The sequence below is a fragment of the Oceanobacillus sp. B139/18 genome (genome assembly GCF_055524595.1).
Window position 1 is genome coordinate 294,600 of sequence record NZ_JBVFXI010000001.1, and the last position, 24,893, is coordinate 319,492.

Genomic DNA, 24,893 nt, shown 5'->3' on the forward strand with positions numbered 1-24,893 from the left:
AATTAGGAGGAAATGGTTTGATTAAAGAGAAAGGCATTTTATTTATTTTATCTGGTCCATCAGGAGTAGGAAAAGGTACAGTTCGTAAAAAATTATTTGAGGAAGAGTTAGATCTTCAATATTCTATTTCCATGACAACCAGAGACAGAAGAACCGGGGAAGTCGATGGTGTCGATTATTTTTATAAATCCCGTGAAGAATTTGAAAAGCTGGTGAAAGAAGGCGAGCTTTTAGAATATGCCCAGTATGTAAATAATTATTATGGGACTCCGAGAAAATATGTAGAGGAAACAATTGAAAAAGGACTTGATGTTTTTCTTGAGATAGAAGTGCAGGGAGCAATGCAAGTGAAGAAAAATTTCCCTCAAGGTGTATTTATCTTCCTATTCCCTCCTAGTTTAGAAGAGTTGAAAAATCGTATCGTTAATCGTGGTACAGAATCACAGGAACTTGTTTTAAACCGTTTGAAGGAAGCTCGCAATGAAATAGAAATGATGGATGCCTATGATTATGTTGTCGTCAATGATCAGGTAGAAACAGCAGTTGATAAAGTAAAAGCAATTATCAAAAGTGAGCATTTAAAGCGGGAAAGAATCGCAAAACAATATAAGCAAATTTTGGAGGATGAGTTATCATGATGTTAGAACCTTCTATTGATTCACTGCAAACGAGAATTAAATCAAAATACAGTTTAGTCACTTTATCGGCCAGAAGAGCGAGAGAACTGAGCGAAACAAATGAAGTTTTAGTAGACCGTCCCAAATCGCATAAATTTGTCGGGAAAGCATTAGAAGAAATTGAGGCTGGAAAGCTTTATATTAAAAAATAAATGTAAATTACAGAACAATAAAGACCTTTGCACAGCGAATAATTCTTCATACAAGAATTGTTCGGGGTGCAGAGGTTTTTCTATTTGCAGCGGAGTTGTTTTAAATTTTGCCCGGCCTCTTTTCCAAGCCTTCATTCGGCAGAGAAAGCCTATTATATGTTATAACTATGTATAGAGAAGATAAAAAAATGTTGAAATATGTTTTTAAATGTAAATGCTTGTTTAGCATACGAATACGTGAAGAAAAATCATAGAGAGGATGTTTTCCATGCTCCATCAGAAAAAAATACTTTTAGGTGTTTCAGGCGGTATTGCTGTCTATAAGGTAAGTGCGCTTGCAAGTAAGCTGACACAGCTTGGTGCGGAAGTGAAGGTTATCATGACAGAAAGTGCGACGGAATTTGTTACACCGTTAACCTTCCAGGCATTAACAAGAAATCCAGTGTATACAGATACCTTTGATGAAAAAAATCCAAAGAAAATAGCGCATATTGATTTGGCGGACTGGGCGGATATCGCCATTATTGCTCCGGCAACAGCGAATATTATTGCAAAGATGGCCCATGGGCAGGCAGATGATATGCTCTCCACCACCATGCTGGCAACGCAGGCCGAGGTATATATTGCTCCGGCAATGAATGTGCATATGTATGATCATCCGGCTGTTATCCAAAACATGAAACAGCTTGAAAAGTGGGGGTACCATTTTATCGAGCCGGGTGATGGTTATTTAGCCTGCGGTTATGTCGGAAAAGGCCGTCTGGAAGAACCCCAGGAAATTATTTCTGTGTTGGAACGTCATCAGCAGAGAACACTCGATATGCAGGGGAAAAAGGTGCTTGTCTCTGCCGGACCGACAAAGGAAATGATTGATCCGGTACGTTTCTTCACCAACCGTTCCTCCGGAAAAATGGGTTTTGCTTTAGCTGAAGCAGCTGCAGAACGGGGCGCAGATGTTACGTTAGTTGCGGGACCTGTGTCGATAGAGGCGCAGCATCCATCGATAAAACGAATCGATGTTGTTTCTGCCAAGGAAATGTATGATGCGATGAACGAGCAGTTTGCTGATAAAGATATTGTCATCAAATCAGCTGCGGTAGCCGATTACCGTCCCAAAGAGGTACAAACATCTAAGATGAAGAAAAAAGAAGGCGATGATGTAATAACTCTGGAACGGACAGAGGATATACTAAAAAAACTTGGAGAAAGAAAAGAAAATCAATTTTTAGTCGGATTTGCTGCAGAAACAGACACCCCTATTGAATATGGACTGGGAAAACGGAAGAAGAAAAATTTAGATGCTATTGTTGTCAATGATGTCAGCCGTGAGGGAGCAGGATTTGAAGGAGATACAAATATTGTTTCCTACATTAATAAGGCGGAATCGGTCATTGAATTGAAGCAGGCCACCAAAAAACAGATAGCAGTCCAGCTCTTAGATTGTATTTTACAAGATATGAAGGATGATTCCATTTGAAAATTGCCAGTGTCATCGTTGATGTGCCGACAAGTGCAACGAATCAAACATACGACTATTTAGTTCCAGAAAAATATCATGAAATCATTACTCCCGGTATGCGCGTCACTGTGCCATTTGGACCGCGGAAGATTATGGGGTTTGTTGTCCAATTAAAGAAGGAAACACATTTATCAAAAGTAAAAGAACTGCATGAGGTGTTAGATATAACACCTGTTTTAACAGAGGAACTGCTCCAGCTGGGGAAATCAGTCGCCAAAAAAACACTTAGCTTATATATTACCGTATTTCAAACGATGCTGCCCCAGGTATTAAAATCCCAGTACACGAAGGATTTGGTACGGGAGACAGACGAATTTCTCAGCCCGGAATTAGAGGATTTGTTTGCAGGCAGAGAATCCATTTCATTTGAAGAATTCACAGCTTCTTCTATCAGCTATTATCAATTACAAAAACAAATAGAAGCTGGAAATATTACGATTTACTATCATGTGAAGTCAAGAATTACGAAAAAACAGCTGACCATGGTGCAATTGGATGTATCAGAAATGCGTGCCATGGAGGCGTTAGAGGATTTATCCAAGCAGGCAAAAAAACAAAAAGAGCTGATTCAATTCTTTATTGAGTATCCGGAGCCGATCGAACAGGCGAAATTAATTCAAACTTTAGGCACCTCTGCTCAGACTGTGAAAACGTTGGTATCCAAAGGGATTGTAAAGACATTTCAGCAGGAAGTATTCCGTGATCCTTATAAGAATCAGCCAATTGAACAGACAGAAGCATTCGAACTTACGGAAGAACAGGCGGAGGCCATCAAACCGGTGATGGCCTCTATTGAGAATCAAGAGGATAATATATTTCTATTACATGGTGTTACCGGAAGCGGTAAAACAGAAATTTATCTGCAATCAATCCAGCATGTGATTTCAAAAGGACAGGAGGCGATTGTTCTTGTTCCGGAAATTTCGTTAACGCCGCAGATGGTCCGCCGCTTTAAAGGCCGATTCGGATCCAGTGTAGCAGTTATGCATAGCGGTCTTTCTGCCGGAGAAAAGTATGACGAGTGGAGAAAAATTCAGCAAAAGCAGGTGCAAGTGGTTGTCGGTGCCCGCTCTGCGATATTTGCTCCTTTTTCAAATATTGGTATTATTATTATTGATGAAGAGCATGAAACAACCTACAAACAGGAAGACCAGCCAAGGTATCACGCCCGGGACGTTGCGATAGAAAGAGCGGTCAGTCATCGCTGTCCGGTTGTGCTTGGCAGTGCAACGCCTTCGTTAGAAAGCTATGCCAGAGCTAAAAAAGGTGTCTACAAACTGTTAACACTTGCCAGCCGTACGAATCAGCAGCAAATGCCAAGTGTTGAGATTGTCGATATGCGCAAAGAACTGCATGCCGGCAACCGGACCATGTTTTCTACGTCGCTGATGGAAAATATGAAGGCTTGTATGGAGCGTGGAGAACAGATTGTACTGCTCTTAAATCGCAGAGGATATTCGACGTTTGTGATGTGCCGTGATTGCGGCCATGTATCCGAATGTCCACATTGTGATATTGCATTAACTTATCATAAGAACTCACATCGGCTTAAATGTCATTATTGTTCCTACGAACAGGCGGTTCCAGCACATTGTCCATCCTGTGAAAGTGATTCTATCCGCTACTTTGGAACAGGTACCCAGCGGGTGGAAGAGTCCCTGGCGAAGCTTCTGCCGGAAGCTCGCGTGATTCGGATGGACGTGGACACAACGAGACGCAAGGGTTCTCATGAAAAATTATTAAAACAGTTTTCAGAGAAGAAAGCAGATATTTTACTAGGGACACAGATGATTGCCAAAGGCTTGGATTTTAAAGATGTGACATTGGTCGGAGTGTTATCAGCAGACTCGATGCTGCATCTTCCTGATTTCCGTGCCTCCGAGCGTACTTTTCAATTATTGACGCAAGTAAGCGGTAGAGCAGGCAGACATGAGCTCACGGGTAATGTAATTGTGCAGACCTATACGCCGGAGCATTATAGTGTGACATATGCTGCCGGCCACAATTTTTTAGATTTTTATCAGCATGAAATGGCTGTCCGAAAAGCATTTCAATATCCGCCGTTTGTTTTCCTTGTATTAGTCACCGTATCGCATGAAAATCATGCCCGGGCCGTACAGGTTACGGGGGAGATTGTAAAGCAGCTGAGTGAGATTGTGTCACCTGGAACAACTATTTTAGGCCCGACACCTTCCACTATTGCACGGATAAAAGATAGATATCGGTATCAGTGCATGATAAAATACAAGCATGAACCTGACTTAATAAACTATTTAGAACAAATTCAATCGGCATATGCTGATGAGATACGGAAGCAGACGCTGCAGTTGTTCATCGATATGAAGCCGTATTATATGATGTAAGGAATTTAATTTAACTGGAAGGAAATGAGGGAATAAATTTGAAACGAATCGTTTTTATGGGGACACCAGACTTTGCTGTCCCTGTTTTACAAAAAATTATCGAAAATAACTATGAAGTTGTGCTTGTTGTAACCCAGCCGGACCGGCCGAAAGGAAGAAAAAAAGTTATTACCCCGACTCCGGTCAAAGAAGAAGCCTTAAAACATGGCATAGAGGTATTTCAGCCTGAAAAGCTAAAGAATGACTTTCAAGCGCTGGCAGATGCAAAGCCGGACCTGATTATAACGGCAGCCTACGGGCAAATCCTGCCTAAGGAGGTGCTGGATATAGCACCATTTGGAGCAATAAACGTACATGCTTCCCTGCTTCCGGAACTGCGCGGCGGTGCGCCGATTCATTATTCCATTATACAAGGGAAGCAGAAGACAGGAGTAACCATCATGTATATGGCGGAAAAACTGGACGCGGGAGATATCCTGACGCAGGTAGAAGTAGAGATAGAAAACACCGATCATGTCGGAACATTGCATGATAAGCTGGCAGAAGCTGGCTCAGACTTGCTTATTCAAACCCTGCCTGATTTATTTGCTTCTAAAATAACACCTCAGAAGCAGGACGAAGCATTAGCAACCTTCGCATCAAACATTAAACGGGAACAAGAAAAGATTGACTGGAATAAACCCGCCGCAGAGATTTATAATCAAATAAGAGGGCTCCACCCTTGGCCTGTTGCATTTACTACCTATCAAGGCAAGGTAATGAAAATCTGGTGGGGAGAAGAAGCAGCAGAAAGCTCATCGTCCAAACCGGCGGGGGAAATTATCTCGAAGGACAGTTCTTCTTTTACAGTGCAGTGCGGACAGCAAACAAGTATAAAGATAACGGAGATTCAACCTGCCGGAAAGAAGCGCATGAACGTAAAAGATTATTTGCAGGCTTCTCAGGACAGGATTCAAATCGGCGTCATACTAGGAGAATAAAATAATTATGAAATATCAACTGAGACAAACCATGCTTGATGTTCTTATTCGGATTGAAAAAGATAAAGGATACAGCAATCTGCTGTTAAATCAGGAATTAAAGCAAAAAGGTTTAATTGAAAAAGATAAAAGATTACTTACAGAAGTAGTCTATGGCACTATACAAAATCAAATAACCATTGACTATTATCTAGCACCATTTATCAAAAATAAGAAAAAAATAGATGTATGGGTGAAACAGCTGTTAAGAATGTCTGTATACCAGATGGTGTATTTAGAAAAAATTCCGGATCATGCTGTGCTTCACGAATCCGTTGAAATTGCTAAGATACGCGGTCATAAGGGGATTGCTTCTTTCGTGAACGGAATATTGCGCAGTATGCAGCGGGACGGTCTGCCGGACCTATCCTTGATAAAGGATCCTGTGGAACGAATCTCAGTGGAGACAAGCCATCCGCTCTGGCTTGTTGAAAGATGGATAGAAATGTATGGCAAAGAACGAACCGAAGCAATGTGCCATGAAAATTTAAAGCATTTCCCTATGTCTATCCGGATTCAGCCTATGAAAACAAATCGTGAAACGGTTATAGAGCAGCTTGAAAGAGAAGGATTCATGGTATCAGCATCCCAATTTTCACCACAGGGTATTTTGATTGAAAAAGGAAATATCTTTAAAACAAATCTTTTGCAGGAGGGGTTCGTAACTATACAGGACCAAAGCTCCATGCTTGCGGCGGAGTCATTAAAATTAGAGCCAGGTATGAAAGTGTTGGATACATGCAGTGCGCCGGGGGGAAAGGTAACGCATATTGCAGAGAAAATGACAGATCAAGGAGATATTCACGCCTATGATCTGCATCAGAAAAAAGTGAAATTAATCGAAGAAAAAGCAGCTGTATTGAATTTACATTCGATATCTGCCCATCAAGGGGATGCCAGAAAACTGAATGAAAAGTATGAAGAAGCAAGCTTTGACCGGATTCTTATCGACGCTCCCTGTTCCGGCTTAGGCGTTATTAACGGCAAGCCTGAAATAAAATATGAAAAACAGGTGCAAGATATTGAACGTCTTGCAGCCATTCAGCTGGATATTGTCCAGGCTGCAGCAAAACTTTTAAAACCAGATGGGCTGCTTATTTACAGCACATGTACAGTTGACAAAGAAGAAAATAACCAAGTAATCCAGAAATTTTTAGAAAAAAATGATGGATTTAGTGTGGACCTCTCCTTTAGAGAGGACCTTTCCGAACAATTAAAACAAGCGCCAGGCTGGTCATCAGAAGGATTACAACTATTCCCCCAAGATTTTCAGACAGATGGATTTTTCCTGACAAGAATCAAACGGAATAGGTAAAGGATGTTTACTAGAGGAAAAAGTTTCATTTAACTTATAGAATGCATAGTTTTAATCTACGGAAGAATGTGCCATAATTATAAAGAAGTCTATACGGATATTTAAATAATGAAAAACGCATAATCCGGTTTTATCAAGGTGTTATTGACTGGGACTGCGATTACTCGTCCCACTGAAGGACTTTTGTAAGATTCCCGATTCGAGAAGAGAGAATCGAAAATTCTAAGCGGGACTTCAGCAGTAAGTAACAGTCTGATTAGTTTAATTATCATTTCGTGGAGGAGAAAAGCCCCGCGAAATGAAGTTTCACTTTATCTTATTTGTGGACATTCATTTACGAAAAGTAATCAGTATTATTTGAGAAGGATATATATTTGGATTTGTAAAGGGGGAGTAGCTCTTGAAAGGACTTTTCTTAACGCATTGCGGACAAGTTCGCAATCATAATGAAGATGCAGGCGGTGTTTTTGAAAATAAAAGCAAGCAGCCAATTGCCATTATTGCTGATGGCATGGGAGGTCATCAAGCAGGTGATGTAGCAAGTATGCTGGCTGTTGATAATATTAAAAACAGATGGGAAGAAACCGAACAAGTTGAAAACACAGATGAGATTGAACAGTGGTTTCAACAAACAATTAAAGAAACAAATGAACAAATTTTTCAGAAATCGCAAGAAAACAAGCAGCTGGAAGGGATGGGGACAACCCTTGTAGCCGTAGTGATAATAGGAGATTCCCTTACGATTGCCCACATTGGGGACAGCCGCTTGTATATTGCCAGAGGCAGTCAGGTTGAACAGCTGACAGAGGATCATTCCTTTGTAAATGAGCTTGTAAAAAGAGGCGAGATTACAGAGGGGGATGCTGAGGTCCATCCTTATAAAAATTACATTATTCGTGCGCTGGGGACAGACGCCAAAGTTGATACAGATGTAAAGACGCTGACATGGCAGGCGGGAGACCGGCTGCTGCTATGTTCAGATGGTCTGTCAGATAAACTCAGTCAAACGGAATTAGCACAACATATTACGGCAGATAACGAGATGGATGAGATAGGTCGCCAACTTGTTGATTTAGCGAATCAGCGCGGTGGAGAAGATAATATATCGCTTATCTTGATAACACATGACGGTTCAGGCTCGGAGGCAGGTGAACCTGCATGAACACGGGACACTTACTAAATGACCGTTATCGAATCGAGAGAAAAATAGGCGGCGGCGGAATGGCTAATGTCTTTCTCGCCAGAGATACCATTCTTGAGCGTGATGTAGCTGTTAAAGCATTGCGTACCGACTATGTACACGACCAGGAGTTTATTGCCCGTTTTGACCGTGAAGCGCAATCTGCAAGCTCTCTCTCTCATCCGAATATTGTCAATATCTTCGACGTCGGTGAAGACGATCAGGTATTGTATATGATTATGGAATATGTAGAGGGGATGACTTTAAAGGAGTATATTCAGCAGTTTGGGCCAATAGAGGTTCCCCTAGCGCTGGATATCATGAAACAGATCGCTTCTGCTATTGCGCTGGCACATGAAAATGATATTATTCATCGTGATATCAAGCCTCAAAATATATTAATTGACCGTTTTGGCCAGGCGAAAGTGACAGATTTCGGGATTGCGATGGCTCTCAGCGCAACCGCATTGACGCAAACCAATTCTATCCTGGGTTCTGTTCATTACCTGTCACCAGAGCAGGCGCGCGGCGGAATGGCAACAAAAAAATCAGATATTTATTCATTAGGTATTGTATTGTTTGAATTATTGACTGGGAAATTGCCTTTTTCTGGGCAATCCCCAGTATCTATTGCATTAAAGCATTTGCAAAGCGATACACCGTCTGTGAAAGAAATCAACCCGGATATCCCGCAGAGTGTAGAGAATATTGTTTTGCAGGCAACAGCTAAAAATTCATTTTATCGTTATGAAGATGTCTATCAGTTTGAGGCAGCTCTTGAAACTGCATTGTCACCGGAAAAATTACATGAGGATCCTTTTACGATTCCGGATGAAGAAGGCGACGAGACAAAAGCGATTCCAATTATTACAGACGATGATTTGTCCGAGGATGATACAGAAGCAGGACGGACGATAGTTCATCAAGCGGATACAGAGCCGACAAAAAGCTACCCGGATGATGACAATAAAAAGAAAAAAGAAAAGAAGAAAAAGAAACCTGCCAGTAAAAAGAAAAAAATTATCTGGATATCGGTTCTATTATTATTACTTATCGGTATCGGAACTGCTGCGGTTGTGTATGCGATGCAGCCTCAAGATGTCACGATAGCCGATTATGTAAATGAACCGGCAGATGAAGCAAGAGAGGCACTGGAAAGTCAAAATCTTCTAGTTGAAATAGAAGAGGTTAATTCGGAGGAAATTGAGGCCGGATATGTGGAGAGAACCAATCCTGTTGCTGGAAGAACAATTAAAGAAGGGGCAGCAATCACTCTGTTTGTCAGTCAAGGGCCAGAACAAGTGGAATTTGGTGATTTTGTCGGAGAAGATTTTGAAGAGGTGGAAGCACAATTGAACCAAGAAGGTTTTGAAGATATTACACCTTTTGAAAGAAACTCTGACCAGCCTGTCGGCGAGATAATTTCGCAGGTGCAGCCGGATCCGGAATCATCTGTCGTTCCAGCAGATACGAAGGTTATTTTTGAAGTCAGTGCTGGACCAGAGATGGTGAGCCTTAATAACCTGACAGGAATGAGTGAAGAAGAAGCACAAGCTTATGTTGATCGTAATGAATTGGTTATGAATAAGCATGAAGAGCATTCAGATGATGTCGAAGAAGGGCTTGTTGTCAGACAATCTCCAGAATCAGGAACAGATATTGAAAAAGGTTCTACCGTTGATGTTTATTTCTCTTTAGGGCCGGAAGAGGAACCGCCGCGGTCTCATTCTGTTTCGTATATGGTTCCATATACGCTTAATAATGAAGAGGAATCAGCTGAAGAAGGCGGAGAAGAGAACGAAGGAAATCAAGAGGAAGACAACGAAGAACAATCATCTGGTGACGGGAATAATGACGAAGAGCAAAACAGCGAATCAGATGAAGAGAATGCAGAGAACGAGGACACAAATAATGAAGATTCGAATAACGAAGATTCCAATAATGAAGAAGCAAATGCAGAGAATGAAGAAGAAACAGAACCGGCAGAACCAGAGGAGCAAACGGTGCGAATCTATATAGGTGACAGTAATAACGATATTTCAGATGTATATCGGGAAGAGACAATAACAGAAGATACCGAAGTGACGTTCACATTAACGATTGCGCCAGGAACGGATGCCGAGTATCGAATCACCAGAGATGACGAGGAAATTACGGAAAGGACTGTATCCTATGATGGAGAGGAAGAGTAGATGGCAGTAGGAAGAATTATTAAAGCATTAAGCGGCTTCTACTATGTACAGTCAAATGAAGGAGTTTATGCTTGCAGGGGCAGAGGGGTATTCCGAAATAAAAAAATCACCCCTCTAGTTGGCGATTTTGTGGAATTTGAAGTTCGTAATGAAGTGGAAGGCTACATTATGAAAATAAGAGACAGGTCGAATGAGCTTATTCGGCCTCCTATTGCGAATATTGATCAAGTAGGAATTGTCAGTGCCGCAACTTCTCCGGACTTCAATCCGCTATTGCTGGACCGTTTTCTTGTCCTTGTAGAATCAAAGCATATTCAGCCTTTGATTCTTATTACAAAAATGGATTTAATAGCGCAAGCAGAAATCGATAGAATTAAGGAATATCAAACAGCCTATCAGGAGATCGGCTATGAAGTGAAGCTGTTATCATCCAAAGAGCCGGAATGGATTTCCGAAGTAATGCCCTATTTTAAAGATAAGGTGACCGTTTTTGCGGGGCAGTCCGGCGTCGGCAAATCATCGTTATTAAACACACTGGATCCAAATCTGTATTTGGAAACAGCTGAGATTTCAAAAAGTCTTGGAAGGGGAAAGCATACCACAAGGCATGTAGAGCTCCTGGCAATTGGAGAAGGGCTTGTGGCGGACACGCCTGGATTTAGTGCGTTAGAGTTTTCCGATTTAGAGCCGGAAGATTTGGGACCGTGTTTTCCTGAAATCAGACTTCATATGCCGGATTGTAAATTTCGGGGCTGTTTGCATGATAAAGAACCCAAATGTGCAGTGAAAGCAGCTGTTTCGGATGGAGCTATAGCTGACTTCAGATACGATCATTATTTACGTTTCCTAGAAGAAATTAAAACGAGAAAGCCGAGGTATTAATTATGACAAAAATAGCACCTTCTATTTTATCAGCTGATTTTGCCAAGCTTGGAGAAGAAATCAAAGAAGTGGAACAAGCCGGGGCAGATTATATTCATGTTGATGTCATGGATGGACATTTTGTTCCTAACATTACCATTGGTCCTTTAATCGCAGATGCGATTAAACCAATTACAAATTTGCCGTTAGATGTTCATTTAATGATAGAAAATCCAGATGCATATATACCGCAATTTGCTAAAAGTGCATCTATCATTACCGTCCATCAAGAAGCCTGTGTGCATCTGCACCGTACATTACAATTGATTCGCTCCCATGGTGTAAAGCCTGGCGTCGTTATTAACCCGGGCACTTCAGCCGAAGCCATTAAGCCGGTTTTAACGGAAGTGGATCTTGTTTTATTGATGACTGTGAATCCAGGCTTTGGGGGGCAGTCTTTCATTAAAGAAGTTGTCCCTAAGGTTGCCCAGATAGCCTCCTGGCGTGAAGAAATGGGCTTAAGCTTTGAAATAGAAATCGATGGCGGAGTAAATGAGGAAACTGCGCCTGTATGTACGGAAAATGGTGCAGATGTATTAGTCGCAGGAAGTGCTATTTTTAATCAGCGTGACCGAAAAGCAGCCATTGACGTGATTCGCAAGAGTGCAGAGAAACAATGACGCGTGTCGGCATTGTAGGTAATGGTCCGAAAGAACAGTTACCCAATCTGTTAACCTATCAAGAGGAAGTGGATTTTTGGATTGGCGCTGATCGCGGGGCACTTTATTTAGCAGAGCAGGGAATAACGATAGACATTGCACTTGGAGATTTTGATTCTGTCACTGAAAGCGAATATGCTATTATTGAAAAACATGCGGAGCTTTTTGATAAGCACCCGGTGATGAAGAATCAGACGGATTTAGAGATTGCTATCGAGACGGGAAAAAAGAAGGAAGCAAGTGAATTTTACTTGTTTGGAGCAACTGGGGGCAGGCTGGATCATGCATTAATGAATCTGCAGCTGCTTTACCCATTATTACAGCAAGGAAAGCGTGCGGTTATACTTGATAAGGGGAACCGTATTGAAATGCTGAAGCCGGGCAGCTATTCAGTGGAGGAGGAAGGATATTCTTATATTTCTTTTTTAGCATTTACACCTGTGGCTGCCGGATTAACATTGACCGGATTTGTATACCCATTAGAAAATAAAACGATACATTGGGGATCATCTTTATGCATATCTAATGAGCTTAGTCAAAAAAAAGGTACTTTTTCTTTCTCTAAAGGCATACTAATACTAGTAAAGAGTTATGATGCAGTTTAACTAATGATAAGTGTTCAACATTACGATAAAGGGGATTAAGAAGTTCGATACGTCATTTTTAGCGGACTTTTTGAACATCCTTTAGGAGCAAATAGGATAGTTAAACAGGGAGGGCCTTTATAAATGAAATTTTATACGATTAAGCTTCCTAAGTTTGTAGGCGGATTTGTAAAAGTGATTATTGGTGTATTTAAAAAAGAAAAGTAATAGTAAACGAGCTTTTGTCATTAACGGCAAAAGCTTATTTTTTAGAGGAATTTAGAGAAATTCGTTTAGTTGAAAGAGATAATTTAAGAAAAAAAGTAAAGCTGAAAATAATTTCTTTGTGGAGAAAAACCTGAAACTGATAACCATGATATGTATTTATTACTTCTCCAATGATAGTAAAATTTTTTTAGACACAAAAAAACACCATGTGAAAAATGGTGTTTTTAAGGCATATGCACATATTTTCGTATATTATACACGTTCTACTTTGCCTGATTTTAATGCACGAGCAGATACATATACTTTCTTCGGTTTTCCATCTACCATAATACGTACTTTTTGTACATTTGCTTTCCAATTACGCTTGTTGGAATTCATAGCGTGAGAACGTTGGTTACCACTACGTGTTTGGCGTCCAGTTACAACACATTTTCTAGCCATGTCATTCCCTCCTTACATTCCAAAATCAGTATACCACTAACTTAATTTATCATAACTTCCCCGATATTGCAATTGAATCTTTTTTATTCGTTAAAGTCTGTGTGCTTTTTGAACATCCTGTGAAAGAAAAATTGCTTGACAGATGAATGAAAATCATCCATTGTAATAATGGAGTTTTTCTTCTGCATAGAATAGAAGGCAATGGTTGAGTGGACAGGTTTTCGAATTCTCGCAGGCTCTCTTTTAAAATGGCAGAGCGTATAGTATAATTTTAACCATATATGGTGGAAAAACGAATGATTAAATGGAAGTGGGCAACGATAACTCGTCCCCTTCAGTTTGTTTGGACAGCGATTAAACATATTTTGTAATAAAAGGAGCTGTAGTTATGTCAATAGAGTTGCATACAAACGATGGACTCGTTACGATAACAACAGATGTTATTGCAACAATAGCTGGTGGAACAGCTGTTGAATGCTATGGAATTGTAGGAATGGCATCGAAAAGCCAAATTAAAGATAATATTTCAGAAATACTGCGCAAAGAGAATTATTCAAAAGGAATTGTCGTGCGTCAAGAAGACGGGAAGCTACATATTGACTTGTATATTATTGTAAGTTATGGTACAAAAATTTCTGAAGTGGCACATAATGTGCAATCACAGGTAAAATATACACTTAGTCAATCCTTAGGTTTAGAAATTGATTCGGTAAATATATTTATTCAAGGTGTCCGAGTAGAAAAGGAATAGAGCAGAAGGAGGAGAAGATGTGGCAGTTGAGAAAATAGATGCAGCGTTATTATCACAGATGGTGCTGACCGGAGCTTACCATCTTTCAAATAATGCACAAAAAATTGACGCATTAAACGTTTTCCCTGTTCCTGACGGGGATACTGGAACAAATATGAACTTAACAATCACTTCTGGAGCAAATGAAGTGAAGAAACTGGAAACAGACAAGGTTTATGAAGTTACAAGTGCCTTTTCGAAGGGATTATTAATGGGAGCCAGAGGGAATTCTGGTGTGATTTTATCCCAGATCTTCCGCGGCTTTGCGAAAGCATGTGAAGGAAAAAAAGAGCTTTATGTAAAAGATTTTGCTGAAGCCTTTGAAGGGGCTGTCCATGCAGCGTATAAGGCGGTTATGAAGCCTGTAGAGGGAACTATTCTTACCGTAGCAAAAGATACCGGAAATAAAGCAATGGAAATTTCCGATAATAATTTGGACATCATTGCATTCATGGAAGAAATTTTAAAAGAAGCAAAAGCATCGTTAAAACGTACTCCTGATCTATTGCCTGTTTTAAAGGAAGTAGGGGTCGTGGACTCGGGCGGTCAAGGTCTGGTGACAATTTATGAAGGCTTTCTTGCTGCGCTAAAGGGTGAAGAACTGCCGGAAGAATCTGATGCTGCTGGTAAAATGGACGAAATGATCAATGCCGAACATCATAAAGTAACTCAGGATTTCATGAATACTGAGGATATTGTATATGGATATTGTACAGAGTTTATGGTGAAATTAGAAGATGAAAAATTAAAAGATCATCCTTTTGATGAAACGACTTTCCGCAATGAATTAAGTGAATGGGGAGATTCCCTCCTTGTTGTTGCGGATGATGAAATTGTAAAAGTGCACGTACATGCTGAAGCTCCAGGCACGTGCTTAAATCTGGCCCAGCAGTATGGCAGCTTGATTAATCTGAAAATCGAAAACATGCGGGAACAGCACACAGCAATTGTCGGAGATAAAAAAGAAGCGCCAAAAGAAAAATCCGCTTATGGCATTATGACTGTAGCAATGGGAAATGGATTAAAGGAACTGTTTGAAAACTTAGGGGCTGCCGTAGTCATTGAAGGCGGACAGACAATGAACCCGAGCACGAAGGATATTACCGATGCAATTGAAAAAGCAAATGCAAAGAAAATCATTATCCTTCCTAATAATAAAAATATCCAAATGGCAGCGGAGCAGGCGGCAGAATTAGCCGGCGACCATGTTAGAGTGGTTCCGACTAAAACGATACCACAAGGCATCAGTGCTATGCTGTCATTCCATCCCGAATCATCTTTGGATGAAAATAAATCTGTGATGGAAGAGGCAGGAAAGCAAGTACGGAGCGGGCAAATCACTTATGCAGTAAGGGATACCCAAATTGATGGCATCGATATTGCTAAAGGGCATTTTATGGGGATTGATGAAGGAAAGATTGTAACAACACATAAGGAAAAACAAGAAACGGCTCAAGATCTGATTGATAAAATGATTTCGGAGGACAGTGAAATCTTAACGATTCTTTCAGGAGAAGATGTATCTGAAGAAGAAGTCGAAGCATTAGAAGCTTATGTGGAAGAAAAGTATGATGAAATCGAAGTTGAAGTTCATCGCGGAGAACAGCCTATCTATTCTTATATTTTCTCGGTTGAGTAAAAAAAATAAAGAAGCGTCCACTCTGATATTGTAATCAGGCTGGACGCTTCTTTTATTTATATACCAACGATCTTTAAAACAAACTCGATAAAAAACAAAGTGGATATGAGCAGCAGCGGCTTAGATATTTCATTTCTCTTTCCGAGAGCCAGTTGCACTATAGGATAGGCAATAAAACCAAATGCCATTCCATCACCAATACTATAGGTGAATGGAATCATCACTATAATGAGCAGTGCCGGGATACATTCGGAAAATTGATTCCATGGCAAATATTTCATGTTTTGAACCATTAAGAATCCAACAATAATTAGAATCGGGCTCATTGCTGTTGCAGGAATAATGGAAATCCATGGAATAAATACCACCGTAGCCAAAAATAAGAAACCAGCAGTTATCGCTGCTCTGCCAGTCTTTCCTCCTGATGCTATCACAGCTGCATTTTCAGCGCTTGAGATTGTAGGCGATGTCCCAAATATACCAGAAAGAAACGAAGATGTTGCGGTAATCCGATAAGATTTCTGAAAAGATTCAGGTGATTTCAGCATATCTAATTGGCTGGATAGTGTACCCATGTTTTCAAAAATCAAAATTAAAGTCAATGTAAATACAGATAGCCAAAAAGAGATGTCGCCAATTGCTGTAAATGAAGGAATAAATAGTAATTCATCCAAGTTAAAGCTTACAGATGAAACGCCATTTGTCGGAACATTGAATGCCATAGCAATGAAAGTACCAACAATCATGGTGATTAAAAAATTAGCTGGAACCCCTTTTACAAACAGGTAGATAGCAACAAATAATGTAATCAGTCCTGCAATCACAGTTGGCGAAGTAAAATCACCGATTGTAATGACAGTTTGTTCTCCGCTTGTAACAATTCCGCTATTTTCAACACCGATCAGAATTAAGAAAAACCCTAATCCGATTGTTATCCCGTGCTGCAGGGAGTCCGGTATAGCCTCTTTTAAGATGGTGCTGAGCTTTGTAAAGGCGGTAACCATAAATAATAGTCCTGCTAAACAGACAACAGCTAAACCTTCATGGAAACTAAAGCCATTATTTCCAATAATTGAAAATGCAAATAACGCATTAATCCCCATACCAGGAATTAAGATGAGAGGAAGTTTTCCGAAAAACCCCATCATGACAGTGCCGGCAAAACTCGCTAAAATGGTTGCTATCATCCCGTTTTCTAATGAAAGCCCTGCTTCACTTAGGATGCTCCCATTTACAACGACTATATATACCGTTGTCAGATAACCGATAACACCAGCAACAATGTCTTTTCTTAACGTATTTTTTTGTTGCATAGGAAACCTCAATATATTATTATCCCTCTCCCGCCCAATAAAGAATGAAATCTTTATCCACAATTGAATATTATAAGAAGATGTTCAGAAAGTCAATATTCCCAGGATTTAGCCTAGATCACTGTAAGAGATTCGAACGCATGGTTGCTTTTTCATGAATAAATTGTGAATGAAACTCGTATTTTTGTTATAATAGTAGTGGAAAGCTAAAACAATTACAGGGCGGTGTTATTTTTATGAAATATAATTCCGTATTCGATATTATCGGTCCGGTTATGGTAGGACCCTCCAGTTCACATACGGCAGGAGCAGCACGTATTGGAAAAGCGGCCCGGAACCTATTTGGAAGACAGCCCGCCTGGGCAAAAATACATCTTTATGAATCATTCGCTAAAACCTATCGGGGACACGGAACAGATTTTGCGCTTGTCGGCGGCCTTTTAGGTATGGAAACCAATGACCCGCAAATTAGTAAATCTTTGCAGCTGGCGAAAGAACAAGGATTAGAGATTGAGTTTATTGAGGATAGTGCAGCAGTAGACCATCCGAATACAGTCCGTATGATTATCGGCGATGACAAAGAACAGCAAGAGCTGATGGGAATATCTATTGGCGGAGGGAAAGTGGAGATTACAGAATTGAACGGCTTTGAGCTCCGTTTATCCGGGAATCATCCCGCTATTCTAATTATGCATAATGACCGTTTTGGCGCGATTGCATCGGTAACGAGAATTCTGGCAAAATATGAATTGAATATTGGACATATGGAAGTAAATCGAAAAGACGTTGGCAAAGAGGCGCTGATGGTTATTGAGGTGGATCAGAATATAGAAGATTCTATATTACAGGAGCTGCAGGCTGCTGACCACATTATCTCTATTGCAAAGATTGTAAGTTAAAAAGGGGGAATTGCGATGTTTCGAACGGTTGCAGAGTTAGTGGAAATGGCAAAAACAGAAAACATCCCCATATCAGAAGTAATGATACGACAAGAAATGGATGTAAAAGAAAAAACGAGAGATGAAGTTTTTGCAGAGATGGAAAAAAATCTTGTCGTTATGGAAAATGCGATCGAGGATGCACTGAAAGGGGTCCAATCCGTAACAGGACTTACTGGCGGAGATGCTGTGAAAGTGCAAAAATATATGAAAGAAAAAACCCCGCTGTCCGGTAATTTAATGATGGACGCGGTCAGTAAAGCAATGGGAACAAATGAAGTAAATGCAGCCATGGGAATCATTTGTGCCACCCCGACTGCCGGGAGCGCTGGTTGTGTGCCCGGCACATTATTTGCGGTGAAAGAACAATTGAATCCGACGAGAGAAGAAATGGTGCGGTATTTATTCACTTCCGGAGCATTCGGCTTCGTGGTGGCAAACAATGCGTTTATTTCTGGTGCAGCAGGCGGGTGTCAAGCGGAAGTCGGGTCGGCAGGAGCAATGGCCTCTGCCGCTATCGTTGAAATGGCGGGAGGTACACCAGAGCAGTCCGCTCATGCTTTTGCAATGACATTAAAAAACATGCTTGGCTTGGTATGTGATCCGGTAGCTGGTTTAGTAGAAGTTCCATGTGTGAAGAGAAATGCCGGAGGATCCTCTCTTGCTATTGTATCTGCAGACTTAGCTTTAGCGGGTGTAGAAAGCCGTATTCCATGTGATGAAGTCATTGGAGCAATGTATCGAATCGGAAAACAAATGCCTTCTTCTTTACGTGAAACAGGGGAAGGCGGCTTGGCTGATACACCAACGGGGCGATTCCTAAAAGAAAAAATCTTTGGGGTATCTGTCTAACAGAAGAAAAGATAAGAAATAGCAATAGCTCCTGCATTTTTTAGTATAGTATAATTTTTAGTATGGATTTAATAGTATTCAGGAATAGCCGCGGCCAGCTCCGAGCGCCAAAAACTAGGAGATTTCACGTCACGCCCTATGATAAAGAAGACATAGCGACTGGCAAGCCGTCAGGCGCAGACAGAGCCATAGTCGAACTTATGCCCTGCGGGTGAAAGTCAACATCGGTTCGTTACCTCACCGTGATTCCTTTATCTCTTTAAATAAAGGAAGTTCGACCAAGGTCGAACCACCCCCAAAGACCGGGGGCGCAATCTCTACGTTTTTCGACGCACACGACGTGCTAGTGCAGGCGTTGCGACATGGACGTCGCGTTCTTAGCCTGCAAGGGCGCTCTGCGCTTTTGGTTTAGAAAAGGATGTTGGAAATGAATGAATCAATCTTAGAAGTGAAAGGTATTGGCGAAAAAGTAGCAGAACAGCTTGCCTTCATGCATATTTACGAGACGAATGATATATTACAATATTTCCCGTATCGATATGATATCTATGAAGAAAAACCTCTGCAAGAACTGGTTCATGATGAGAAGGTTACGATTAAAGGGAAGGTCCTTTACAATCCTTCTCTTACTTTTTTTGGAAAGAAAAAGTCACGGTTAAGCTTCACTGTAGAAGTGGAAGGGATTGCTGTAAAAGCGATTATGTTTAACCGGGCATTCGCAAAGAAACAGATTCAGCAGGGACAAGATATTACCTTAACAGGAAAATGGGACGCGCACCGCCTGCAAATTACAGTCAGTAAATATAAAACAGGAAAAATGGAAGAAAATGATTCCATTACCCCTGTATATTCATTGAAAGGCGATTTAACTTCTTATAAATTCCAAAAGCTTATCAAGCAGGTGCTTGACTCACATGTGGACGATATCACAGAGATTCTTCCTGCTTCTTATTTGGAAAATTATAAGCTTCCGGAAAGGAAAGCTGCAGTAAGGACGATGCATTTTCCGGAGAGCAGGGTTGCTTTAAAGCATGCACGGAGGCGGTTTATCTATGAAGAATTTCTGCTGTTTCAGCTGAAGATGCAATTGATTCGAAAAATAAATCGTGAATCCACCAAGGGGAATGAACAGGATTATCAGGTGAATAAAGTTGAAAGTTTTATTACATCATTGCCGTTTACATTAACCGATGCGCAGCAAAAAGCATTAACTGAAATTTTAAAGGATATGAAAAGTGCTTATCGAATGAACCGGCTGCTTCAAGGCGACGTTGGCTCCGGGAAAACCGCTGTTGCGGCAATTTGTCTATACGCTGCTGTTACAGCTGGTAAGCAGGGAGCTTTAATGGTTCCTACTGAAATTTTAGCGGAACAGCATTTCCAATCCTTTCAAACGATGCTGGAAGGCAGAGCGGACGTTGCTTTGTTAACAGGATCTGTGAAGGGGAAAAAACGAAAAGAGCTGACCCGGCAAATTGAAAATCAAGAAATTGATATTGTGATTGGAACGCATGCACTTATTCAGGAGGATGTCTTATTTAAGGCTTTAGGCTTAGCAATTGTGGATGAGCAGCATCGCTTCGGAGTTGCGCAGCGCAGGACATTGCGAGATAAAGGACTGGATCCGGATGTTTTATTTATGACAGCAACCCCGATTCCCAGAACGCTTGCGATTACAACATTTGGCGATATGGATGTATCCATTATCAATCAGCTTCCTTCCGGGAGAAAAGAGATTGAAACATTATGGGTGAAGGAAAATATGTTTGAACGGATTCTTGATTTTATTCAAGAGCGGGTTAAGCAGGGCGAGCAGGCATATATTATCAGTCCGCTTATTGAGGAATCGGATAAATTAGATATTCAAAACGCTGTTGACCTGTACCATCAGCTGACAGCTTACTACGATAATGAAATGGAAATTGGCTTAATGCATGGCCGCCTATCTTCCGCGGAGAAGGATGAAGTAATGCGCGATTTTGCAGATAACAGGGTAAAGGTGTTAGTTTCAACAACCGTTGTCGAAGTCGGAGTGAACGTTCCGAATGCTACCGTAATGGTAATTTACGATGCAGAACGTTTTGGCTTGTCGCAGCTGCATCAGCTCCGGGGGCGAGTCGGCAGAGGAAGTAAGCAGAGTTACTGTATTCTGATTGCAGAACCCAAAGGGGAAGTAGGCAAAGAGCGGATGCGCATCATGTCAGAAACAAGTGATGGATTTGAACTGTCCGAACAGGACTTGCAATTGCGCGGACCGGGCGATTTTTTTGGCAGAAAACAAAGCGGTATGCCCGAATTTAAAGTAGCTGACATGGTACACGATTACCGCGCGCTGGAAACCGCGCGCCAGGATGCACAGCATATTGTTGAAAATAATTTATTACAATCCGAAGACTACAAGTATTTAAAGGAAATATTATCAGAAGAAGAGGGGCTGCTTGAAAAATTGGATTAGCAGAGACAGCAGTTAAATCAATAGATTACTTGCATAAAAAAGCATGCTATTATATATTACTATTAGTACCAAGTCTTAAAACGAAACTTCACCATCGGCAGTATTCAATAAGCGCTCTTTTTCCCGGATCGGGACAAGAGCCGGGACGGCGATTACATGCCCTTCCGAAGCTATTGTAATATGGCATAAAAAGAATCGGCACCTCTGAAAATATTAGATGAAAGTTTGATGATAGAAATGAGACGATCAAAAGCAGAACGGCAATCGTTATTAAGAGAAAAAATCGAAGGCTCTCCATTTGTAACGGATGAACAGCTTGCGAAGGATTTTCAAGTGAGTATTCAAACGATTCGGCTGGACCGTATGGAGCTGTCTATTCCTGAACTTCGTGAACGGATAAAACATGTTGCTACAAAGCAATGGAATGAAACGGTCAAAGCTTTGCCAGTGGAAGAAGTAATCGGGGATATTATTGATTTGGAGTTGGATGAGCGTGCTATCTCTATGCTCGATATTACATCAGAGTTTGTTTTTTCCAGAAATAAAATTGCCAGAGGGCATCATCTGTTTGCCCAGGCAAATTCATTAGCTGTGGCCGTCATTAATGATGAACTTGCATTAACTGCAAAGTCCACTCTGCGTTTTAAAAGACAGGTTAAGGAAGGCGAAAGAGTGATTGCCAAAGCAGCTGTTAAAGGAAGGGACAAGCGGGGGTATACCATCGTGGAAGTAAACAGCTTTGTTAATAATGAGCCTGTGCTTACAGGTGAATTTTTCATGTTTCATTCCAGTGAAAGCAAAGGAGAATAAATCAATGCGATTAGCGATAGATGCAATGGGAGGCGACCATGCACCAAAGGAAATTGTGTTAGGTGCGATGGAAGCTGTAAAAGAAAATAAAGATTTACAAATTACCCTTTATGGGGATGAAAATCAAATTAAACCAATTTTAACGGACAGCAAGCAAATTAATATCATACATACAGATGAAAAAATAACATCAGAGGATGAACCTGTAAAAGCGGTACGGCGCAAAAAGAATGCTTCGCTTGTTTTAATGGCTAAAGCTGTCAAAGACGGAGAGGCAGATGCCTGTATTTCTGCAGGGAATACGGGTGCATTAATGAGTGCCGGCTTGTTTGTCGTTGGACGTATTCCAGGAATCGACCGTCCTGCATTAAGTCCTACTTTTCCGACAGTGGACGGGCAAGGATTCTTAATGCTGGATGTCGGGGCAAATGTAGATGCAAAACCAGAGCATTTGCTTCAATACGCTATTATGGGCTCTATTTATGTGGAGAGAGTAAGAAATATCAAAAAACCTCGTGTCGGCTTATTAAATGTAGGCACAGAAGATGGTAAAGGGAATGACTTGACGAAAAAAGCTTTTCAGCTTTTAGAAAATGCTCCTATCCACTTTGTGGGAAATGTAGAAGCAAGAGATATATTAAATGGTGTGGCAGATGTTGTAGTGACAGATGGCTTTAGCGGGAATGTAGCACTGAAAACCATGGAAGGTGTTGCAGAAACAATCTTTTCTCTTTTAAAAGGTGCTTTTATGTCTTCCACAAAAACCAAAATTGCTGCGGCGCTTGTTAAAAATGACTTGAAAGGTATAAAAGACCGGTTAGATTACTCAGAGTATGGCGGTGCGGGGTTATTTGGACTTTCTGCACCAGTAATTAAAGCGCACGGATCTTCCAAAAGCCGGGCAATCACCAATGCTGTGAAGCAGGCAGTTTATATGGTTGAGAACAATGTGACCGCAACGATTCAGAATACCATTGAAACGATCAATGAAGAGGAGGAGAAATAAATGAAACGTATTGCATTTATGTTCCCGGGACAAGGGTCGCAGGCTGTTGGCATGGGGAAAGATTTATATGACGCTTATCCGCAGGTGCAGGCTCTGTATCAAGAAGCAAACGAAGTGCTGGATATGGATATCCAGACACTTATGTTTGAAGGACCGAAAGAAACTTTGACGGAAACAGAGAATACACAGCCGGCACTATTATTATCCAGTGTTGCCGTATCCAAGCTCTTAGAAGAAAACGGCATTCAGCCTTCGATGGTTGTTGGACATAGCTTGGGGGAGTACAGTGCATTAGTTGCTGCTGGTGCAATCAAATGGCAGGACGCAATTCAGCTTGTTAAAGTAAGAGGACGTTTAATGGAACAGGCATTTCCAAAAGGGCAGGGAACCATGGCTGCTGTGTTAGGTCTTGGTCAGGACAAGGTTCAGGAAGCACTTGAGCAAGTGAAAGACGAAATTGTAGATATTGCCAATTTAAATTGTCCGGGGCAGATTGTTATTTCCGGTTCTGTTGCAGGCGTGGAACAAGCAGCTGCATTATTAAAAGAAGCAGGAGCAAAACGGGTATTGCCGCTAAATGTAAGCGGACCGTTCCATTCCGGGTTGATGAAGCAGGCTAACGAGGATTTTGCAGCACATTTAAATGAAACAGCTCTAGGAGATGCAAAAACACCTGTTTATGCAAATGTTTCAGCTGATGCAGTAACGGAAAAAGAAACCATGAAAGAATTATTAGTACAGCAGCTCTACTCGCCGGTACGTTTTGAAGAATCGATTCAAAAGATGCTGGAAGAAGATGTGGATGCATTTGTTGAAGTAGGTACAGGTAAAGTACTTTGTGGATTATTGAAAAAAATCGATCGGAAAACAAAAACATTTGCTGTACAGGATCAGGAATCACTCGACGCGTTTATTCGCTGGTACAAGGAGGAAGAATAATGTTACAAGGTCAAACAGCAGTAGTAACGGGAGCTTCCAGAGGGATTGGCAGAGCAATTGCTTTGGAACTGGCAAAAAATGGAGCAAATGTCATTGTAAACTATTCAGGTAGTGAAGCAAAAGCAGAAGAGGTTGTTGGAGAAATTCAGGAGCTCGGAGTAAAAGCAGTTAAAGTACAGGCAAATATTTCTGAGGAAGAATCTGTTAAACAACTCATGAAGCAGGCTGTGGAAGAATTTGGATCGATCGATATATTGGTGAACAATGCCGGTATTACGAAGGATAATTTATTGATGCGAATGAAAGAAGATGAATTCGATCAGGTGATTCAAACCAACCTGAAAGGCACGTTCTTATGTACGAAAGCAGTCACCCGTCAAATGATGAAGCAAAAATCAGGACGTATTATTAATGTAGCTTCCATCGTCGGAGTAAGCGGAAATCCCGGACAGGCTAATTATGTTGCAGCCAAAGCGGGAGTAATTGGTTTAACCAAAACAACCGCAAAAGAGCTTGCTTCACGAAATATCTTAGTGAATGCTGTTGCACCAGGGTTTATTTCTACAGATATGACGGATTTATTAAGTGAAGAACAACAGGAATCTTTATTGCAATTAGTGCCGTTAGCGCGCTTAGGCAAACCGGAAGACGTCGCACGGGTTGTCCGCTTTTTAGCAAGTGAAGATGCAAATTATATTACAGGGCAGACCATTCATATTGACGGTGGAATGGTGATGTAATACAATTGCAGAACAATAAAGAAAAATTGGTATTTGCGAAGCCTTTAGGCAAACACCTCAGTTACACTTTCATTGACTAAAAATGGCCGCATCATGTGACCAGCGTCAATAATAGGACATCATGTCCGTTCTGCTTTTTAATTTTTAAAGTGAAACAAAAA

General features: G+C 41.0%; 23 protein-coding genes. 21 read left to right on the forward strand and 2 right to left on the reverse strand.

Annotated features, from left to right (window positions below; translation table 11 throughout):
• Window positions 1–17 precede the first annotated feature (17 nt).
• The 12 genes from gmk to spoVM all read left to right on the forward strand — a co-directional run bounded on the left by gmk (window position 18) and on the right by spoVM (window position 12,809).
• Window positions 18–638: a guanylate kinase gene (gmk, locus tag ACZSMY_RS01380; RefSeq protein ID WP_042535124.1), complete on the forward strand. Its 621-nt coding sequence runs from the start codon at window positions 18–20 to the stop codon at window positions 636–638.
• Entirely contained in the window at window positions 635–829 is a 195-nt protein-coding gene (gene rpoZ, locus ACZSMY_RS01385; protein ID WP_084613001.1) for a DNA-directed RNA polymerase subunit omega, read from the forward strand. The genes gmk and rpoZ overlap by 4 nt, the downstream gene beginning before the upstream one ends.
• 268 nt (window positions 830–1,097) lie before the next feature.
• On the forward strand, window positions 1,098–2,306 hold the full coding sequence (coaBC, locus tag ACZSMY_RS01390) for a bifunctional phosphopantothenoylcysteine decarboxylase/phosphopantothenate--cysteine ligase CoaBC (protein ID WP_042535122.1): 1,209 nt from the start codon (window positions 1,098–1,100) through the stop codon (window positions 2,304–2,306).
• Window positions 2,303–4,711, forward strand: coding sequence for a primosomal protein N' (gene priA / locus ACZSMY_RS01395; RefSeq protein ID WP_289584552.1), 2,409 nt, complete (start codon window positions 2,303–2,305; stop codon window positions 4,709–4,711). Before coaBC ends, priA begins: the two co-directional genes overlap by 4 nt.
• A 38-nt stretch (window positions 4,712–4,749) precedes the next feature.
• A complete protein-coding gene (gene fmt, locus ACZSMY_RS01400; protein ID WP_175297071.1) occupies window positions 4,750–5,691 on the forward strand; it encodes a methionyl-tRNA formyltransferase in 942 nt (313 codons plus the stop codon).
• A 7-nt stretch (window positions 5,692–5,698) separates the two neighbouring features.
• Window positions 5,699–7,045: a 16S rRNA (cytosine(967)-C(5))-methyltransferase RsmB gene (gene rsmB / locus ACZSMY_RS01405; RefSeq protein WP_042535118.1), complete on the forward strand. Its 1,347-nt coding sequence runs from the start codon at window positions 5,699–5,701 to the stop codon at window positions 7,043–7,045.
• A gap of 400 nt (window positions 7,046–7,445) precedes the next feature.
• Window positions 7,446–8,207 carry a Stp1/IreP family PP2C-type Ser/Thr phosphatase gene (locus ACZSMY_RS01410; RefSeq protein WP_042535116.1) on the forward strand — a complete coding sequence of 254 codons (762 nt, stop codon included), beginning with the start codon at window positions 7,446–7,448 and terminating at the stop codon, window positions 8,205–8,207.
• Window positions 8,204–10,417 (forward strand): Stk1 family PASTA domain-containing Ser/Thr kinase, encoded by a 2,214-nt coding sequence (pknB, locus tag ACZSMY_RS01415; RefSeq protein WP_193063353.1) that lies wholly within the window; start codon window positions 8,204–8,206, stop codon window positions 10,415–10,417. The genes ACZSMY_RS01410 and pknB overlap by 4 nt, the downstream gene beginning before the upstream one ends.
• Window positions 10,418–11,299, forward strand: a complete 882-nt coding sequence (rsgA, locus tag ACZSMY_RS01420; protein WP_465147420.1) for a ribosome small subunit-dependent GTPase A — start codon at window positions 10,418–10,420, stop codon at window positions 11,297–11,299.
• A gap of 2 nt (window positions 11,300–11,301) precedes the next feature.
• A complete protein-coding gene (rpe, locus tag ACZSMY_RS01425; RefSeq protein WP_193063355.1) occupies window positions 11,302–11,958 on the forward strand; it encodes a ribulose-phosphate 3-epimerase in 657 nt (218 codons plus the stop codon).
• Window positions 11,955–12,602, forward strand: a complete 648-nt coding sequence (locus tag ACZSMY_RS01430; protein ID WP_042535108.1) for a thiamine diphosphokinase — start codon at window positions 11,955–11,957, stop codon at window positions 12,600–12,602. The genes rpe and ACZSMY_RS01430 overlap by 4 nt, the downstream gene beginning before the upstream one ends.
• 123 nt (window positions 12,603–12,725) lie before the next feature.
• Window positions 12,726–12,809 carry a stage V sporulation protein SpoVM gene (gene spoVM / locus ACZSMY_RS01435; RefSeq protein ID WP_042535106.1) on the forward strand — a complete coding sequence of 28 codons (84 nt, stop codon included), beginning with the start codon at window positions 12,726–12,728 and terminating at the stop codon, window positions 12,807–12,809.
• A gap of 252 nt (window positions 12,810–13,061) precedes the next feature.
• Here spoVM and rpmB read toward each other — a convergent pair whose 3' ends face one another.
• Window positions 13,062–13,250: a 50S ribosomal protein L28 gene (gene rpmB, locus ACZSMY_RS01440; protein ID WP_010649390.1), complete on the reverse strand. Its 189-nt coding sequence runs from the start codon at window positions 13,248–13,250 to the stop codon at window positions 13,062–13,064.
• Window positions 13,251–13,638: 388 nt separating this feature from the next.
• Between rpmB and ACZSMY_RS01445 the strand changes: the two genes are divergently transcribed.
• Both ACZSMY_RS01445 and ACZSMY_RS01450 read left to right on the forward strand, forming a co-directional pair.
• On the forward strand, window positions 13,639–14,001 hold the full coding sequence (locus ACZSMY_RS01445) for an Asp23/Gls24 family envelope stress response protein (RefSeq protein WP_042535103.1): 363 nt from the start codon (window positions 13,639–13,641) through the stop codon (window positions 13,999–14,001).
• Window positions 14,002–14,020: 19 nt separating this feature from the next.
• Window positions 14,021–15,679 (forward strand): DAK2 domain-containing protein, encoded by a 1,659-nt coding sequence (locus ACZSMY_RS01450; RefSeq protein WP_465147421.1) that lies wholly within the window; start codon window positions 14,021–14,023, stop codon window positions 15,677–15,679.
• A gap of 56 nt (window positions 15,680–15,735) precedes the next feature.
• Here ACZSMY_RS01450 and ACZSMY_RS01455 read toward each other — a convergent pair whose 3' ends face one another.
• Window positions 15,736–16,992: an NCS2 family permease gene (locus ACZSMY_RS01455; RefSeq protein ID WP_042535099.1), complete on the reverse strand. Its 1,257-nt coding sequence runs from the start codon at window positions 16,990–16,992 to the stop codon at window positions 15,736–15,738.
• 236 nt (window positions 16,993–17,228) lie between these two features.
• Here ACZSMY_RS01455 and sdaAB point away from each other — a divergent pair, with 236 nt between their 5' ends.
• The 7 genes from sdaAB (at window position 17,229) to fabG (ending at window position 24,732) form a co-directional block, all read left to right on the forward strand.
• On the forward strand, window positions 17,229–17,891 hold the full coding sequence (gene sdaAB / locus ACZSMY_RS01460; protein WP_042535097.1) for an L-serine ammonia-lyase, iron-sulfur-dependent subunit beta: 663 nt from the start codon (window positions 17,229–17,231) through the stop codon (window positions 17,889–17,891).
• A 15-nt stretch (window positions 17,892–17,906) separates the two neighbouring features.
• A complete protein-coding gene (sdaAA, locus tag ACZSMY_RS01465; RefSeq protein WP_042535096.1) occupies window positions 17,907–18,782 on the forward strand; it encodes an L-serine ammonia-lyase, iron-sulfur-dependent, subunit alpha in 876 nt (291 codons plus the stop codon).
• Between the two features lie 427 nt (window positions 18,783–19,209).
• Window positions 19,210–21,237, forward strand: a complete 2,028-nt coding sequence (gene recG, locus ACZSMY_RS01470) for an ATP-dependent DNA helicase RecG (RefSeq protein ID WP_139089152.1) — start codon at window positions 19,210–19,212, stop codon at window positions 21,235–21,237.
• Between the two features lie 237 nt (window positions 21,238–21,474).
• Window positions 21,475–22,047, forward strand: a complete 573-nt coding sequence (fapR, locus tag ACZSMY_RS01475; protein WP_193063358.1) for a transcription factor FapR — start codon at window positions 21,475–21,477, stop codon at window positions 22,045–22,047.
• Window positions 22,048–22,051: 4 nt separating this feature from the next.
• On the forward strand, window positions 22,052–23,053 hold the full coding sequence (plsX, locus tag ACZSMY_RS01480; protein ID WP_193063360.1) for a phosphate acyltransferase PlsX: 1,002 nt from the start codon (window positions 22,052–22,054) through the stop codon (window positions 23,051–23,053).
• Entirely contained in the window at window positions 23,054–23,992 is a 939-nt protein-coding gene (fabD, locus tag ACZSMY_RS01485) for an ACP S-malonyltransferase (protein WP_042535088.1), read from the forward strand. It begins immediately after the preceding gene.
• Entirely contained in the window at window positions 23,992–24,732 is a 741-nt protein-coding gene (fabG, locus tag ACZSMY_RS01490) for a 3-oxoacyl-[acyl-carrier-protein] reductase (protein WP_042535087.1), read from the forward strand. Before fabD ends, fabG begins: the two co-directional genes overlap by 1 nt.
• The last annotated feature ends 161 nt before the right edge of the window (window positions 24,733–24,893 follow it).